Raw genomic sequence first — 14,273 nt, forward strand, 5'->3', positions numbered from 1 at the left:
CGAATAAGCGGCAGAGCCAGAGGCTCACTCGATCAGAGGCAAAGGCCAGGCCAAAAAGGAGGCAAGAGACAATGGCTACCGGAGCGAAACAGCGCATTCGCATTCGCTTGAAGGCCTACGACCATCGCATTCTGGATCAGTCGGCGATGCAGATCGTCGACACAGCGCAGCAGACCGGAGCGCGCGTCTCTGGGCCTGTACCGCTGCCCACGGAGATCCAGAAATTCACCGTGATCCGTTCGCCCTTTATTGATAAAGACTCGCGTGAGCAGTTTGAGATTCGCACTCACAAACGCCTGATCGACATCGTCGACCCAACCAACAAGACGGTCGAAGCGCTCACGCGGTTGAATCTGCCCGCAGGTGTCGACATCGAGATCAAGCTGTAGGTGGATAGGCCGGAAGGAAAGCAACTTCGCCTCTGGCCGTCAGCCTGCCAGGAGAGCGCAAGCGAACGGGACAGAACGGCAGCACCGCAAGCGGTCGCGCGGGTCGCTCAGTCCCGTTCACTCTCCTTAATAAGAGGGGAGATGATCTTGCACCAGGTCAGGCGGACTGATGCGGGTCAGAGCGAGGAGCCTTCGTCTGGTTCCATCCCTCCCTACAGAGGAGAGTAGGTAGAGAGTATGCTCAATGGATTGTTGGGCAGGAAAGTGGGCATGACGCAGGTGTTCGGGCCGGATGGCAATGCCATCCCCGTAACCGTCATTGAAGCAGGCCCGTGCATCGTTACCCAGATCAAGACCACTGCCCGTGATGGCTACGAAGCAGTCCAGATTGGCTTTGAGCCGATCCCCGTCAAGCGTACGACGCGCCCGCTACTTGGGCACCTTGGTCACCGGCTGCCGCTCTTAAGAGCCCAGCGCCGCCGTCTGCAGCAGTATCAGCAGGAGCAGCGCGCCAAAGCCCGCGACCAGGAAGAAGGGGCCAAGAGCGGGAGCGCAGCGCAGACGTCCGAGGAAAAGAAGCCAGACAAGCAGATTCAGAAGCTCCTGGCCTTGCAGGAGAACCGCCAGCGCCGTCCGGGACCGGAGCTGGGACCTTTCCGCATTCTGCGTGAGGTCAAACTTGAGGAAGGGGCTTCGCCCGACAAACTAGAGCTGGGCGCCCGTTTTGACGTCAGCCTCTTTAAGGTCGGTGAATTCGTGGATGTGATCGGCACCTCCAAAGGAAAGGGGTTCCAGGGCGGCGTCAAGCGCCACGGCTTTGCTGGCGGCCCCAAGACGCATGGACAGTCGGATCGTCATCGTGCACCCGGCTCCATTGGCTCCGGTACCACCCCCGGGCGCGTGCTCAAGGGCCTGCGCATGGCCGGCCACATGGGCAATGCGCGCGTCACAGTCAAACGGCTACGAGTCATTCAGGCCGACCCGGAGCGCAATCTGCTGGTAGTCAAAGGTTCGGTGCCCGGTGCGAATGGCGGCCTGCTCATGATTAGGAAGCATAAGAGGTAGGTAACGGCGATGCCCTCGACAACAGTTTATAACATGGCCGGCGAGGCCGTGGGAGAGCTTGAGCTAAACGAGCAGGTCTTCGGGATCACGCCCCATATCCCGGTGCTCCACCAGGTGGTCACCGCCCAGCTGGTCAACCGCCGCCAGGGCACCGTCTCCACCAAGCGCCGTGGCGAGGTCTCGGGAGGAAACAAGAAGCCGTACCAGCAGAAAAGAACCGGTCGGGCGCGCCAGGGAAGCATTCGCGCGCCCCACTTCCGCCACGGTGGCGTGGTCTTTGGACCGCGGCCTCGCATCTATCATCACGACGTGCCACGCAAGATGCGGCGCCTAGCGATTCGCTCGGTGCTCTCGGATAAAGTGGCTAACAATCGCCTGATTGTCGTGGACCGGCTCCAGCTGGAGCGGCCCCGCACCAAGGATATGCTAGAGGTGCTCAGCAAGCTGCCTGTCGGCGACAGCAAGCGCGTGCTGCTGATGCTGCCGCAGCGCGATGAGAACGTCTTGCTCTCGGCGCGCAATATTCCAGGCACCAAGGTTGAGCATGTCTGTGCCATCAATGTCGTAGAGCTGCTGAAGCACGACAGTGTCATCATGCCGGTGCCGGCTGTGCGCTGGCTGGAATACGTCTTCGGTGAAGGACTGAGCGCCGAGGAGGCCAGCCAACGAATTGCCGAAGCCGAGGGCGAGGTCGAGGCCCAGGCGGAGGCTGCGGCGCAGGAAGAGCTTCAGAGCGAGGCCAGTGCCGACGCTGAGGCCGCCGGCGACAGCGAGGAGGGGTAGGCCGTGGAGATCACCGAGGTTCTGCGTCACGGAATCATCACGGAAAAATCGGTCAAACTCCAGGAGCAGCACAACCAGTATACCTTTAAGGTGGCGCCAGAGGCCACGAAGATCGACGTGCGCCGCGCCGTCGAGCAGCTCTTCAATGTGAAGGTGCTCAAGGTCAACATCATCAACGTGCCCGGCAAGAAGCGCGTCCTGCGCCGGCGGGGGGCCCTGCCACGCGTCATCCACGGGCAGCGCTGGAAAAAGGCCATCGTGACCATCCAGCCGGGTCAGACCATTGAGGCGTTGAAGGCATAAGGGGAAAACAATGCCAGTAAAGCAGTATAAGCCAACGACACCCGGGCGGCGCGGCATGACGGTTTCGACCTTCGAAGAGATCACGAAGACGGAGCCAGAGAAGTCGCTGATCAAGCCGCTCAAAAAGCATGCCGGTCGCAACAACCAGGGCCGGATCACCACTCGCCATCGAGGCGGAGGTGCGAAGCGAGCCTACCGGATCATCGACTTCAAGCGCAACAAGCTGGGCGTGCCGGCCAAAGTGGCCGCGATCGAGTACGACCCTAATCGCTCGGCTCGCATAGCCCTCCTGCACTATGTTGACGGTGAGAAGCGCTACATCATTGCTCCGCTCGGGCTGAAGGTGGGTGACTACCTGATGGCGGGGCCAGAGGCCGACATCAAGCCGGGCAATGCCCTGCCGCTCAAGAACATTCCGGTTGGCACCACCATTCATAACATTGAGCTGGTGCCCGGGCGCGGGGGCCAACTGGTGCGCAGCGCTGGCGTGGGGGCGCAGCTGATGGCTAAGGAGGGTGAGTACGCTCTCATTCGCCTGCCGTCGGGCGAGCTGCGCTACGTGCACAGCCGCTGCATGGCCACCGTTGGTCAGGTCGGCAATCCCGACCATGAGAACATCACCATCGGCAAGGCGGGCCGTTCCCGCCACATGGGCCGACGGCCTGCGGTGCGCGGCGCGGCCATGAACCCCTGTGACCATCCGCACGGCGGTGGCGAAGGACGCGCGCCGCGCGGCGGCCAGCCGCAGACACCCTGGGGCAAGCCCGCCCTCGGTGTCAAAACGCGGCGCAACAAGCGGACTGATCGCTTCATTGTCCGTCGGCGCAACGCTGGTCGACGCTAGCGAGTGAGTTGGCCAGACAGGCACAGGTAGGAGGAGGAGAAAGAAAGCATGTCGCGCTCGCGTAAGAAGGGTCCATACATTCACGAATCGCTGAGGAAGAAGGTCCTGGCGATGCGGCGCAGCGGTGAGCGCCGCCTGATCAAGACCTGGTCGCGTGCCTCAACCATCTTCCCCGAGATGGTTGGCTTGACCATCGGCGTGCACAATGGCAAAACCCATGTGCCGATCTATATCACCGAAAACATGGTAGGCCATAAGCTGGGAGAATTCGCTCCCACGCGGCACTTCCGCGGTCACTCGGGGGGAAAGAGCGAGCGGACCACCTCGGTTCGCTAGCCTGCTCTCTCCTCCCGCCCCTGGCGGAAGGCCAGCGGAGCCGTCTTTGATGGAGTAGGAGATGCAAGTCAGGGCTATTGCGAGAAACATAGGCATTTCGCCGCGTAAGTTGCGCCTGGTCACCGATGCGGTCAAGGGACTGCGCGTCAGCGAGGCGCTGCCGGTTCTTGATTTCCTGCCCAACGCCGGGGCCAGGCCGGTCAAGAAGGTGATCCAGTCGGCGGTAGCGAACGCAGAGAACAACTACAATCTCGATCCCGACCAGCTCTACATTCTTAACATTGTGACAGACGAAGGGCCGCGTCAGAGGCGCTTCAAGGCCCGCTCACACGGACGATTGTCGTACATCATCCGCCGCTCCAGTCATGTCACAGTCATCGTTTCGGATGATCGAGCCGACCTGGGACGCTAACGAATTGAGCGAGCGAAGTGCAGTGAAGGAGGAGCACGTCAGTGGGACAGAAGGTTCATCCCACAGGGTTCAGGCTCGGCATTATCAAAACCTGGCTTTCTCGCTGGTATGCTGAGCGTGACTACAAAGACCTGCTCGCGGAGGACATGCTGATCCGCGAGACGATCAATCGCGAGCTGGCCAACGCGGCGGTCTCGCGCATTGAGATCGAGCGTGCGGCGGCGACGCAGGTATCGGTGACTATTCATACCGCCAGGCCGGGCATCGTGATCGGTAAGAATGGCGAGAAAGTGGACCGGCTGCGCAATCTGCTGGAGTCGAAGATCCATAAGCGAGTGCGCCTCAACATTGTGGAGATTCGTCAGCCGGAGCTGGATGCCTACCTGGTTGGTCGCACGATCGCTGAGCAGCTTGAGAAGCGTGTCTCGTTCCGGCGCGCAATGAAGCAGGCTGTGCAGAAGGCCATGCGCGCCAATGCCAAAGGGATCAAGGTCATTGTGAGCGGGCGCCTCGGAGGTGCGGAGATCGCACGTAGCGAGAAAGAGGTCGAGGGGAAGGTTCCCCTGCATACCTTGCGCGCCGATATCGACTATGGACAGACGGAGGCCCACACGACCTATGGTGTGATTGGGGTCAAGGTCTGGATCTACAAGGGGGACGTGCTCCCCGGCAAAGGCCCGGGTCCCGAGGGACAGGAGGCTGCCCCGCAGCCAGCGCTGTTGCCGCGTGAGGTCGGCGTGGGCGAGCGGCGCATGCCCGACCGCCGCGAGCGACCCGACCGCCGCGAGCGACCCGAGCAGCGCGGCCCGCGTCCGCGGCCTGAGCACGCTCAGGGACGTCCTGGGCGTGAGCGCGGCCAGGCTCAGGGTGGTCAGCAGGGTCAGGCTCAGGGGGAGCGTGAGCGAGGTCAGCGTCCGCCACGCGGCGAGCGCGAGGGCCAGCAGGGGCAGGGGCGCCAGGGTCGTCCGCAGCGTCCGCCTCGTCCACCACGGGCTGATCAGGGTCAGCGCGGTGGCGAGCAGGGACGCCAGGCCCAGCAGCCCGAGTCGCAGCCGTCGGCTCAGCACCAGCAGCATCAGCAAAGACAGCAGCATCATCAGCACCAGCAACAACAGCAACAACAGCAGCAGCAGTCTGTCCAGGGCCCGGCGCCGACACCGACTGCTCCTTCTGAGCAGGCAGCCCCACCGACTGCCGCTGAGCAGCCACGGGGCGGCGAGCAGTCTTCTGCGGGCGGTGCTGAGGAGTAAGCAGGCTGGATCAGGGCACGCGGTGGACAGGTAGGCCAGCGTCTCCGAGCGAACGAGCCAGGTCCAGCGGAGAGTAAGCTGGCGTAGCTAGCGACAGACGAGGAGAGCAGACGCATCAGCCCCGACCGGCCCGGGCCGCAACAGCAGGCAGATCAAGAGGCGGGGCTACCTGTGGCAAAGAGGAGAAAAGGCAGCCATGTTACTGGCACCGAGACGTCCAAAGTATCGCAAACAGCATCGCGGTCGCCTGAAGGGGACCGCTCATCGCGGCAATACGATCGCTTTCGGCGATTATGGCCTGCAGGCCCTGGAACCCTGCTGGCTGGAAGCGCGCCAGATCGAGGCCGCTCGTATTGCCATTACGCGCTTCATGAAGCGCGGCGGCAAGGTCTGGATTCGTGTCTTTCCCGATAAGCCCGTGACCGCGAAGCCTGCGGAGACGCGCATGGGCAAGGGGAAAGGCGCCCTCGACCACTGGGTAGCGGTGGTCAAGCCCGGACATATGATCTTCGAGATCAGTGGTGTGAGCGAGGAGGTCGCCAGGGAAGCCGCACGCCTGGCAAGTCATAAGTTGCCAATCGCCACACGCTTTGTAGTCAAAGGGGAGGCGGAGCGTGCCGAAGCTTAAGGAGCGTCGCCAGCAGATTCGCGAGATGTCGCTGCCAGAAGCCCAGCGCGAGCTGAAAGAGCTGCGTACCAAGCTCTTCAATCTGCGCCTGCAGAAGCAGCGCGGGGAAGTCAAAAACACGCGCATCTTCGCTCAGACTCGTAAAGATATCGCTCGCCTGCTTCACCATATCTCAGAGCTGGAGGCTGAGCAATGACCCAGAGAACGACCGAGCAGAATGCGGCCACGCTCAGCTCAACCGGAGGGCGTCCGCTGCGCCGGCGCCCGCAGAAGGTGGGGCTGGTGATCAGCAACAAGATGGATAAGACCATCGTCGTTGCTGTAGAGCGGCTCAAGATGCATCCGCTCTACAAGAAAACCTATCGTCAGACAAAACATTTCTATGCGCATGATGAGAACAACATCTGTCAGATTGGGGATATCGTGCGCATCGAGGAATGCCGCCCGCTGAGCAAGCTCAAGCGTTGGCGCCTGATCGAGGTGATCAAGCGCGGCAGCGGTGTTGTCCCGGTTGAGCAGGTGCTGGGCCAGGAGATCACCAGTGAGTTGGAGCGGGTCCAGCAGGGTGCTGGCCAGGTGGCGCTGGGCGGGCAGCGTGAGCAGCAAGCAGAGGAGGGAGCCGAATGATCCAGCCCCAGACTCGTCTCAAGGTTGCCGACAACACGGGGGCCAAGGAGATCATGTGCATCCGTGTCCTTGGCACCTCAAACAAGAAGTATGCCACGGTAGGTGACGTCATCAAGGCCAGCGTCAAAAGTGCCGCTCCCAACGGTCAGGTTAAAAAAGGCGAGGTGGTCACCGCGGTAGTGGTGCGCGTCGCCAAGGAGTACGCGCGTCCGGACGGCTCCCACATTCGTTTTGACGATAATGCCGCCGTTCTGATTGGCGCTGGCAACAACCCCCGAGGAACACGTATCTTTGGTCCGGTGGCCCGCGAGCTGCGCGAGAAAAACTATGTTCGTATCCTCTCGCTCGCGCCAGAAGTGCTCTGAGGGAAGGTGAGGAAAGAAGGTAGAGACGATGGCTGTCAAGACAAAAGCGAAGGAAGAGAAGCGGCCTCTGCACCGGGCCAAAATGAACATCAAGAAGGGCGACACAGTGCTGGTCATCGCGGGCAAGGATCGAGGCAAGCAGGGGACCGTGGTCAGGGCGCTGCCGCAGCTCAACAAGGTCATCGTCGAGGGAGTCAACCTTGTGAAGCGGCACCAGAAGCCACAGGGGCAGCTGCGTCAGGGAGGCATCATTGAGAAAGCCCTGCCCATCCATGTCTCTAACACCATGCTGATCTGCACAGAGTGCGGTCAGCCAACGCGCGTGGCCCATGAGCGTCGTCCGATGGGAGCTGATCAAAAGCTCCGCCCGGTGCGTATCTGCAAGAAATGTGGCAAGGTCATTGCTGATCGGACGAGGAGTGCGTAGAGATTATGGCAGCACGCTTGAAGGAGAAGTATCTCAAGGAGGTGGTACCGGCCCTGCAGAAGGAGTTCAATTACAGGAATCCGATGCAGGTGCCGCGCATCCACAAGGTGGTCATTAATATTGGGATGGGCGAGGCCATTCAGAACGCCAAGGCGATGGAAGCGGCGGTGAACGATCTCTCGCTCATTACCGGTCAGCGCCCGGTCATTACCCATGCGCGGCGCTCGGTGGCCTCGTTCAAGGTGCGTAAGGGCATGCAGATCGGCTGCATGGTGACGCTGCGGGGCGAGCGCATGTATTACTTTCTTGATAAGCTCATGAATGTCGCTCTGCCCCGTCTGCGCGATTTCCAGGGAGTCTCTCCGGATTCCTTCGACGGGCGTGGCAACTATACGCTAGGCTTGCGTGAGCAGCTCGTCTTTCCCGAGATTGACTATGACAAGATCGATAAGGTCCGGGGCATGGAGGTCAGCATTGTGACCACGGCACGCAGCGATGAGGAAGGGCGGCGTCTGCTCAGCCTGCTCGGGATGCCTTTCAGGAGGTAGGATCGATGGCCAAGATCTCGATGATCGTCAAGGCTCAGCGCAAGCCCCGTTTTAAGGTGCGCCAGCACAACCGCTGTCGGGTCTGCGGTCGCCCGCGTGCCTACATGCGCAAGTTTGGCCTGTGCCGCATCTGTTTCCGTGAGCGGGCCTTGCGTGGTGAGCTGCCCGGTGTGACGAAATCAAGCTGGTAGGTTCAGCAATCGCCCAGGTCGGCAGTGTGAAAGAGCGAGCGCGCATGTGCGTACGGGCTGGCTGCGACGGGGCGGGCCGCTGGGCTGCCTGGCTCCAGCAGGTAAGATGCCTGCCCGCGACTGCTGGGCTAGACGGTCGAACGAACGAACGAACGAATGAATGAACTGGGTGAGAGTGTCAGTGACCGACGAACGCTCGTTCTTTCATGATCGTGGAGGTGTTGTACTATGAACATGACCGATCCCATCGCGGATATGCTCACCCGCATCCGCAATGCGATCATCGCGCGGCACACGCGGGTCTCGATTCCGGCCTCCAAGATGAAGTTGGCCATTGCGCGTGTGCTCAAGGAAGAGGGCTACATCAAAGATATCGAAGTGATCAAGGATAATCCCCAGGGGACGATTCGCATCACCTTGCGCTATGTCGATAAGAAGCCGGTGCTGTCCCAGCTGGAGCGTGTGAGTAAGCCCGGGCGGCGTGTCTATACCAAGCGCAAGGATATTCCCCTGGTGCGGGGTGGGCTGGGGGTTGCCATTCTGTCCACTCCCAAGGGCGTGATGACGGGACGCAAAGCCTATCAGCTCGGTCTTGGGGGCGAGGTTATCTGTCACGTCTGGTAGACGGGAGGTAGACACGTGTCGCGTATAGGGCGTATGCCGATCCCGATCCCGCCGAAGGTCGAGGTCAGCTGGAACGAGGACAATCTGGTGACTGTCAAAGGCCCAAAGGGCGAGCTGTCCCTCAAGATCCCCTCGTCTCTCTCGCTGACCCTGGAGAATGGCACGCTCAAGGTGGCGCGCCAGTCCGATAATAAGCTGCATCGCTCTCAGCATGGCCTTTACCGCACGCTGATCAATAACATGGTGGTCGGCGTGACCCAGGGCTACAGCAAGCAGCTAGAGATTCACGGTACTGGTTACCGTGCCACCAAGGTGGGCGATAACCTGGTGATCATGGTGGGCTATTCCCACCCGGTTGAGGTGCCGCCGCCGCCAGGCATCTCCTTCACGGTCGACGGGGTTGACCCTGTGACCAAGGCCACCAAGGTCAGTGTGGTCGGGATCGATAAGCAGAAGGTAGGCGAGATGGCGGCCATCATTCGCCGCATTCGCGAGCCGGAGCCGTACAAGGGCAAAGGCATCCGCTACGCTGGCGAGGAGATCCGGCGTAAGGCCGGTAAGGCCGGCAAGACGGGCAAGGCCGGCGGCGGTAAGAAGAAGTAACGGCGGCCATCTGCTGGCAAGCCAGTTGGGTTGGTCTTACCCCTGGCTGGCCTCTAGACGGGCCAGCTCACTGGAGCCGATTGATCGATCGATCGATCGATCAATCAATCAATCAATCAATCGGTCTATCACTGGCGCAGGCAAGTAAGCAAACAAGCACATCTGCGATAAGGAGGGACGTAGTGCCGATCACGTCCCTTGCAGCGTCGGTTCATCTTTCTTTATTACTCTTATAGAGAAGAACAGGGGCACGTTCTCATGATCAAGACGTTCAATGCGAACAAGGCGCGGCTGCGTCGGCACCAGCGGATACGTCGCCGAGTCAAGGGCACAGCGGAACGACCACGTTTGAATGTGTTCCGCAGCGCTCGTCATATCTATGCTCAGATTATCGACGATACCCTGGGTCAGACACTTGTCTCGGCCTCCTCGTTGGAGGCAGCTCTGCGCGATTTCCAGCCGGCGCCGCCTCCTGAGTCGGTGGCCCCCCAGGCGGAAGCCGCTCCAGAGGAGGAGGTAGTCGTCGAAAGCGCGGCGGAGGCTGCGCCTTCACGCCGGGCGGCACGAGCTGCAGCGCGGACCCAGGCCCAGAGCCAGCAGGCCCGAGGCGGTAAAGGTAGTCAGCAGCAACGGGGTCGCCCGCCGACGCAGGTCAAGACTGTTCTACCCAGCGCTCAAAAAGGCGAGAAGAAAACGCCCGTCGAGGCGTTAGCGGCTATTGCCTACAATCGCAAAGTCGCTATTGCGCGTGAGGTTGGCAGGTTGCTCGCGCAGCGCGCGAAAGAGAAGGGGATCGAGAAGGTCGTCTTTGACCGTGGGGGCTATGCCTATCACGGACGCGTAGCCGCCCTTGCCGAAGGGGCGCGTGAAGGCGGCCTCCAGTTCTAGGTCACGTTGGTAGGCACGAGCACGAGGAGGAACATGCCGAGAATAGATGCGTCGAAGCTGAACCTGGAAGAGATCGTGGTCGAAGTCACCCGCGTCTCCAAGGTCGTTAAGGGCGGGCGCCGCTTCAGCATCCGGGCGCTCGTGGTAGTTGGGGACCGCAATGGCCACGTTGGCTATGGCATGGGGAAGGCCGCCGAGTATACCGAAGCGATTCGCAAGGCCGCTGAGGATGCCAAAAAGCATCTGATTCATGTGCCATTGACTGGTACGACCATCCCCTTCATGGTCAAGACGACCTTTGGAGCCTCGCAGGTGATGCTCAAACCCGCCGCGCCCGGTACCGGGGTCATCGCTGGGGCGGCGGTGCGCGCCGTGGTGGAGCTGGCTGGTATTCGCGATATCCTGACGAAGGTCATTGGCAGCTCCAACCGCGCCAATACCGTCGGCGCCTGCATTGAGGCCCTCAAGGAGCTGCGCTCGCCCGAGGAAGTGGCGGCCCTGCGCGGTAAGACAGTGGTCGAGCTGCTGGGACGGCGCCGTGCTGAGCGCCTGGCGGCAGCGGCGGCAAGCGCTGCCGAGCAGGCGGCGGCCCTCCGCGCTGCCCGCGAGGAGGAGGCGCGTGAGCAGCGCGCTCTGCGCCGTGCCGCCCGCGAACGCGCCGAGCGCGCGGAACGTCGTGGGGAACGCCGTCGCTAGACAGACCCCACTCGCTTGCTCTCGCTCGCTTCAGCTCAGCCCGGCTCAGCCCAGCCCGACTCGGCTTGACCCGGTGACGCTGCAGACGCTGCAGATGCTGCAGCTTGTCTTGTGGCCCTGGAGGGAGACGGAGGTGGGGGAGAGCAGAGCGATGCTGAGCAGGGCAAGATGAGCGCCAGAGTGTTGAGGAGAGAGACTGTTATGGCAAAGCTGCGCATTAAGTGGGTGAAGAGTACGATTGGCTACGCGCAGGATCAGCGGGAGACTATCCGCTCGCTCGGACTGCGCAAGCTCCAGCAGGAAGTGGTGCGCGAGGATACGCCCACGACTCGCGGTATGATTCAGAAGGTGAGACACCTGGTCAAGGTGGAGGAGATAGCATAATGAAACTGTCTGATCTGCGACCAGCTCCTGGTTCGCATAAGCGGTCAAGACGAGTTGGGCGAGGACATGGCTCGGGACGTGGCAAGACGGCAGGCCGCGGTACCAAGGGTCAGAAGGCGCGCACCGGTGGAAAGGTCAGCCAGGCTTTTGGAGGAGGTCAGACGCCGCTGTCGCAGCGCCTGCCGTTCCTGCGAGGCATTGGCAATAGCAACGCTCCTTTCCGGAAGGAATACGCCATTGTTAATATCGAGAGCCTGGAGCGCTTCTTTGAGCCAGGGGCCCAGGTTACACCAGAAACCCTGGCCGAGAAGCACCTGCTCTCGTCTACCGAGAGCCGCGGCCTGGTCAAGATCCTGGGCGATGGCGAGCTGCATCGCCCGCTGACAGTCCGGGCCCACAAGTTTTCAGAAAGCGCGCGGGCCAAGATCGAGGCCGCCGGTGGCAGAATCGAAGTGATCCCGGTCAAGGTCTACGAGAAGACGAAGCGCCGCAAAGATCAGGGGAAGCTGGCTCAGGGGGCGCAGGCCCAGGCTTAAGCCTGGTACCTGCCTGAGCCGGTTTTTCCTGTCTTCCATCCAGGCGGGTCAACCAAGATCGCAGATCGCTGGTCGGCCAGCCTGGTCTGACGCGGTAAGCAGCAGCCGGCCAGGCGGTGTATCTCTCTCTGCTGATGAGTACGATGAGGGCAAGAAAGACCCAACGATCAGCGCGGCCAGGGCTACTGTTGGCCGGGAAGGGAAGGACCCCAGGTCCTGGGCCAGGGCCAGGAAGCTGCTTATCCGCGTGACGCTTGCTTATTGTGAAAGGAGCCATCCATGTTAGGACGGCTGCTCAGTGTCTGGTCTATTCCCGACCTGCGCAAGAAAATTATCTTTACGCTGATCATCCTGCTGCTCATGCGGGTACTGGCGCACATCACAGTCCCCTTGACCCACCAGCAGGAGCAAACGCTGGCCAGCCTCTTCACGAGCGGTCAAAATCAGAATCTGGGCCAGTTACTCGGCCTTCTGGACATCTTTTCAGGGGGATCGCTCCAGACCTACTCGATCATCGCCATGAGCGTCTACCCCTACGTCACGGCGACCATCGTGATGCAGCTGCTCTCACCGATCATTCCGGCGCTCCATCGCCTCATGGAAGAGGGCGAGGCCGGACGGCTCAAGTTCAGCCAGATCACGCGCATCATCACGGTCCCTCTGGCCTTTCTCCAGGCGCTGGGTAGCGCGGCCATCTTTGTGAGGGTGGGGGTTCTCGATGCCAGCACCTTCAACCTCTTTGGCCCCAACTGGCTGCAGACGCTGGCTATTCTGCTCTCGCTGACCACGGGGACGATGATCCTGGTCTGGTTCGGCGAGCTGATCACGGAGTATGGCGTCGGTAATGGCATCTCGATCATCATCCTGGGGAACATTGTGACCCGCCTGCCGACCCTGGTGCAGCAGGGCTACCTCTCCAGCACCACGACGGGCGGCACGAGCAGCAGCATTCTCAACCTGGTCGCGCTCGGGCTGATCACCGTGATCACCATTGCCGGCATCGTCTATATCTACCTGGGACAGCGACGTATTCCGATTCAGTATCCTACCAAGCGCATCGTCGGACGAGGGATGCTGGTCGGCTCGGCACAGACCACCTATATTCCCATGATGGTCAATAGCGCCGGCATGATTCCGCTGATCTTCGCCAACTCGGTCTTGCTCTTCCCGACCGTGATCTCCCAGTATCTGGCCAGCAGCAATGCCAGCTGGCTCACGACGGCAGCGAGTTGGCTCAGCAGTACCGCGCTCAATACAACGCTGCCCTGGTACTGGCTGTTCTACTTTGTGCTGGTGGTCCTCTTCACCTACTTCTACGCCGATCTGGTCTGGGACCAGCAGAATATCGCCGAGAATCTGCAGAAGCAGGGCGCTCACATTCCTGGCTATCGCCCAGGCGAGCAGACACGCGTCTACTTGAAAACGCTGCTGAGACGGGTGACGCTCGGCGGCGCGCTCTTCCTGGGCGTGCTGGCGGTCCTGCCCTATCTGGCCAGAACCCAGATGCTCAGCTCGACCGCCCTACTGGTCGTAGTGGCGGTGGCGTTGGATACCATCAGACAGCTTGAAGCACAAGTTGTCATGCGCAATTACTCGGGTTTCCTGTCGTAGGTCGGCGAGGCGCGATGGTGCGCCTCGTCCGCTTCCATCGGAGGAGAAACGGTGCTGATCATTCTCATTGGCGCTCAAGGGTCGGGCAAAGGGACCCAGGCGAAAGCGCTCTCTCAGGAACTTGGGATTCCGCACGTTGCCAGCGGAGATCTGTTTCGTAAGGAAGTCGCTGAAGGCACTGAGCTGGGCCTGAAAGCCAAAGACTATCTGGATCGCGGTGAGCTGGTCCCTGACGAGCTGACCATCACAATGATCCTGGGTCGACTGGCCCGTCCCGATTGTGCCAGGGGGGCCTTGCTGGATGGCTTCCCGCGAACCATTCCCCAGGCGGAGGCTCTGGATAAAGGGCTGCAAGCCGTTCAGAGGCAGGTCGATCTGGCCGTTTATCTGGAGGTACCACGTGAGGAACTAGTGCGGCGGCTGGCGGGTCGCTATATCTGTCGCGCCTGCCAGCATGTCTACAACATCTATAGCAAGCCACCTAAGGTTCCGGGTGTCTGCGATATCGATGGAAGCGAACTCTACCAGCGCTCCGACGATGTCGGCGAGGCAGTCGAACGGCGACTGGATATCTTCTTTAAGGAGACAATCCGCCTGCTCGACTACTACGCGACCCAGGGGAAGCTGGTGAAGGTCAATGGCAATCAGAGCATCGACGAGGTTCATCAGGAGTTGCTCTCGACTATCAAAGGCTATGAACAAGGTCAGCATGGGTCGGCCTGATCCGTCGCCTCGTCGCCTGCCCACCGCAGGCGGGCCTGGA

Annotated in this window: 20 protein-coding genes and 4 pseudogenes; all 24 read left to right on the plus strand. The window is 61.2% G+C overall.

Annotated features, from left to right (window positions below; genetic code table 11):
* Positions 1 to 71 precede the first annotated feature (71 nt).
* The 24 genes and pseudogenes from rpsJ to A4R35_RS17440 all read left to right on the plus strand — a co-directional run bounded on the left by rpsJ (position 72) and on the right by A4R35_RS17440 (position 14,233).
* Positions 72 to 389, plus strand: coding sequence for a 30S ribosomal protein S10 (rpsJ, locus tag A4R35_RS17320; RefSeq protein ID WP_052890671.1), 318 nt, complete (start codon positions 72 to 74; stop codon positions 387 to 389).
* Between the two features lie 270 nt (positions 390 to 659).
* Entirely contained in the window at positions 660 to 1,454 is a 795-nt protein-coding gene (gene rplC, locus A4R35_RS17330) for a 50S ribosomal protein L3 (RefSeq protein ID WP_262982340.1), read from the plus strand.
* A 9-nt stretch (positions 1,455 to 1,463) separates the two neighbouring features.
* On the plus strand, positions 1,464 to 2,237 hold the full coding sequence (gene rplD, locus A4R35_RS17335; protein WP_112431549.1) for a 50S ribosomal protein L4: 774 nt from the start codon (positions 1,464 to 1,466) through the stop codon (positions 2,235 to 2,237).
* A 3-nt stretch (positions 2,238 to 2,240) separates the two neighbouring features.
* On the plus strand, positions 2,241 to 2,540 hold the full coding sequence (rplW, locus tag A4R35_RS17340) for a 50S ribosomal protein L23 (RefSeq protein ID WP_112431551.1): 300 nt from the start codon (positions 2,241 to 2,243) through the stop codon (positions 2,538 to 2,540).
* A 10-nt stretch (positions 2,541 to 2,550) separates the two neighbouring features.
* Positions 2,551 to 3,384, plus strand: coding sequence for a 50S ribosomal protein L2 (gene rplB / locus A4R35_RS17345; RefSeq protein ID WP_112431553.1), 834 nt, complete (start codon positions 2,551 to 2,553; stop codon positions 3,382 to 3,384).
* A gap of 48 nt (positions 3,385 to 3,432) precedes the next feature.
* Positions 3,433 to 3,720 (plus strand): 30S ribosomal protein S19, encoded by a 288-nt coding sequence (rpsS, locus tag A4R35_RS17350; protein WP_052890667.1) that lies wholly within the window; start codon positions 3,433 to 3,435, stop codon positions 3,718 to 3,720.
* A gap of 61 nt (positions 3,721 to 3,781) precedes the next feature.
* Positions 3,782 to 4,132: a 50S ribosomal protein L22 gene (rplV, locus tag A4R35_RS17355; protein WP_112431555.1), complete on the plus strand. Its 351-nt coding sequence runs from the start codon at positions 3,782 to 3,784 to the stop codon at positions 4,130 to 4,132.
* Between the two features lie 41 nt (positions 4,133 to 4,173).
* Positions 4,174 to 4,869, plus strand: a pseudogene (gene rpsC, locus A4R35_RS17360) (30S ribosomal protein S3); the annotation flags it as partial.
* A gap of 709 nt (positions 4,870 to 5,578) precedes the next feature.
* On the plus strand, positions 5,579 to 6,010 hold the full coding sequence (gene rplP / locus A4R35_RS17365) for a 50S ribosomal protein L16 (protein ID WP_069805725.1): 432 nt from the start codon (positions 5,579 to 5,581) through the stop codon (positions 6,008 to 6,010).
* A complete protein-coding gene (gene rpmC / locus A4R35_RS17370; RefSeq protein ID WP_146747251.1) occupies positions 5,997 to 6,206 on the plus strand; it encodes a 50S ribosomal protein L29 in 210 nt (69 codons plus the stop codon). The genes rplP and rpmC overlap by 14 nt, the downstream gene beginning before the upstream one ends.
* Positions 6,207 to 6,307: 101 nt before the next feature.
* Complete coding sequence (gene rpsQ, locus A4R35_RS25365) at positions 6,308 to 6,637, plus strand: 30S ribosomal protein S17 (protein ID WP_399358745.1); 330 nt, start codon at positions 6,308 to 6,310, stop codon at positions 6,635 to 6,637.
* Complete coding sequence (rplN, locus tag A4R35_RS17380) at positions 6,634 to 7,002, plus strand: 50S ribosomal protein L14 (protein WP_052890664.1); 369 nt, start codon at positions 6,634 to 6,636, stop codon at positions 7,000 to 7,002. Before rpsQ ends, rplN begins: the two co-directional genes overlap by 4 nt.
* 28 nt (positions 7,003 to 7,030) lie before the next feature.
* Complete coding sequence (rplX, locus tag A4R35_RS17385) at positions 7,031 to 7,429, plus strand: 50S ribosomal protein L24 (protein ID WP_223258380.1); 399 nt, start codon at positions 7,031 to 7,033, stop codon at positions 7,427 to 7,429.
* A 5-nt stretch (positions 7,430 to 7,434) separates the two neighbouring features.
* Positions 7,435 to 7,977, plus strand: coding sequence for a 50S ribosomal protein L5 (gene rplE, locus A4R35_RS17390; RefSeq protein WP_112431561.1), 543 nt, complete (start codon positions 7,435 to 7,437; stop codon positions 7,975 to 7,977).
* 5 nt (positions 7,978 to 7,982) lie between these two features.
* Complete coding sequence (locus A4R35_RS17395) at positions 7,983 to 8,168, plus strand: type Z 30S ribosomal protein S14 (protein WP_112431563.1); 186 nt, start codon at positions 7,983 to 7,985, stop codon at positions 8,166 to 8,168.
* Positions 8,169 to 8,396: 228 nt separating this feature from the next.
* Positions 8,397 to 8,792 (plus strand): 30S ribosomal protein S8, encoded by a 396-nt coding sequence (gene rpsH / locus A4R35_RS17400; RefSeq protein ID WP_112431565.1) that lies wholly within the window; start codon positions 8,397 to 8,399, stop codon positions 8,790 to 8,792.
* Positions 8,793 to 8,807: 15 nt separating this feature from the next.
* Positions 8,808 to 9,395 (plus strand): 50S ribosomal protein L6, encoded by a 588-nt coding sequence (gene rplF / locus A4R35_RS17405; RefSeq protein ID WP_112431567.1) that lies wholly within the window; start codon positions 8,808 to 8,810, stop codon positions 9,393 to 9,395.
* Between the two features lie 258 nt (positions 9,396 to 9,653).
* Positions 9,654 to 9,848 (plus strand): annotated as a pseudogene (locus A4R35_RS17410) (50S ribosomal protein L18); the annotation flags it as partial.
* 279 nt (positions 9,849 to 10,127) lie between these two features.
* Positions 10,128 to 10,283: pseudogene (locus tag A4R35_RS25370) on the plus strand (50S ribosomal protein L18); the annotation flags it as partial.
* Positions 10,284 to 10,316: 33 nt separating this feature from the next.
* A pseudogene (gene rpsE / locus A4R35_RS17420) lies at positions 10,317 to 10,814 on the plus strand (30S ribosomal protein S5); the annotation flags it as partial.
* Positions 10,815 to 11,180: 366 nt separating this feature from the next.
* On the plus strand, positions 11,181 to 11,363 hold the full coding sequence (gene rpmD / locus A4R35_RS17425; protein WP_112431570.1) for a 50S ribosomal protein L30: 183 nt from the start codon (positions 11,181 to 11,183) through the stop codon (positions 11,361 to 11,363).
* The gene (rplO, locus tag A4R35_RS17430) at positions 11,363 to 11,899 is read left to right on the plus strand and encodes a 50S ribosomal protein L15 (RefSeq protein ID WP_112431572.1); all 537 of its coding nucleotides are present in this window, start codon (positions 11,363 to 11,365) and stop codon (positions 11,897 to 11,899) included. Before rpmD ends, rplO begins: the two co-directional genes overlap by 1 nt.
* 279 nt (positions 11,900 to 12,178) lie before the next feature.
* On the plus strand, positions 12,179 to 13,510 hold the full coding sequence (secY, locus tag A4R35_RS17435) for a preprotein translocase subunit SecY (RefSeq protein ID WP_112431574.1): 1,332 nt from the start codon (positions 12,179 to 12,181) through the stop codon (positions 13,508 to 13,510).
* A 51-nt stretch (positions 13,511 to 13,561) separates the two neighbouring features.
* Positions 13,562 to 14,233 (plus strand): adenylate kinase, encoded by a 672-nt coding sequence (locus A4R35_RS17440; protein WP_112431576.1) that lies wholly within the window; start codon positions 13,562 to 13,564, stop codon positions 14,231 to 14,233.
* The last annotated feature ends 40 nt before the right edge of the window (positions 14,234 to 14,273 follow it).

The sequence above is a fragment of the Thermogemmatispora tikiterensis genome (genome assembly GCF_003268475.1).
Lineage (GTDB): Bacteria > Chloroflexota > Ktedonobacteria > Ktedonobacterales > Ktedonobacteraceae > Thermogemmatispora > Thermogemmatispora tikiterensis.

Excerpts from the sequence above, each read along its gene's own strand:
- rpsJ (WP_052890671.1), top strand. The coding sequence starts at position 72 with ATGGCTACCGGAGCGAAACAGCGCATTCGCATTCGCTTGAAGGCCTAC.
- rplC (WP_262982340.1), top strand. The coding sequence starts at position 660 with ATGACGCAGGTGTTCGGGCCGGATGGCAATGCCATCCCCGTAACCGTC.
- rplD (WP_112431549.1), top strand. The coding sequence starts at position 1,464 with ATGCCCTCGACAACAGTTTATAACATGGCCGGCGAGGCCGTGGGAGAG.
- rplB (WP_112431553.1), top strand. The coding sequence starts at position 2,551 with ATGCCAGTAAAGCAGTATAAGCCAACGACACCCGGGCGGCGCGGCATG.
- rpsS (WP_052890667.1), top strand. The coding sequence starts at position 3,433 with ATGTCGCGCTCGCGTAAGAAGGGTCCATACATTCACGAATCGCTGAGG.
- rplV (WP_112431555.1), top strand. The coding sequence starts at position 3,782 with ATGCAAGTCAGGGCTATTGCGAGAAACATAGGCATTTCGCCGCGTAAG.
- rplP (WP_069805725.1), top strand. The coding sequence starts at position 5,579 with ATGTTACTGGCACCGAGACGTCCAAAGTATCGCAAACAGCATCGCGGT.
- rpsQ (WP_399358745.1), top strand. The coding sequence starts at position 6,308 with ATGGATAAGACCATCGTCGTTGCTGTAGAGCGGCTCAAGATGCATCCG.
- rplN (WP_052890664.1), top strand. The coding sequence starts at position 6,634 with ATGATCCAGCCCCAGACTCGTCTCAAGGTTGCCGACAACACGGGGGCC.
- rplX (WP_223258380.1), top strand. The coding sequence starts at position 7,031 with ATGGCTGTCAAGACAAAAGCGAAGGAAGAGAAGCGGCCTCTGCACCGG.
- rplE (WP_112431561.1), top strand. The coding sequence starts at position 7,435 with ATGGCAGCACGCTTGAAGGAGAAGTATCTCAAGGAGGTGGTACCGGCC.
- A4R35_RS17395 (WP_112431563.1), top strand. The coding sequence starts at position 7,983 with ATGGCCAAGATCTCGATGATCGTCAAGGCTCAGCGCAAGCCCCGTTTT.
- rpsH (WP_112431565.1), top strand. The coding sequence starts at position 8,397 with ATGAACATGACCGATCCCATCGCGGATATGCTCACCCGCATCCGCAAT.
- rpmD (WP_112431570.1), top strand. The coding sequence starts at position 11,181 with ATGGCAAAGCTGCGCATTAAGTGGGTGAAGAGTACGATTGGCTACGCG.
- rplO (WP_112431572.1), top strand. The coding sequence starts at position 11,363 with ATGAAACTGTCTGATCTGCGACCAGCTCCTGGTTCGCATAAGCGGTCA.
- secY (WP_112431574.1), top strand. The coding sequence starts at position 12,179 with ATGTTAGGACGGCTGCTCAGTGTCTGGTCTATTCCCGACCTGCGCAAG.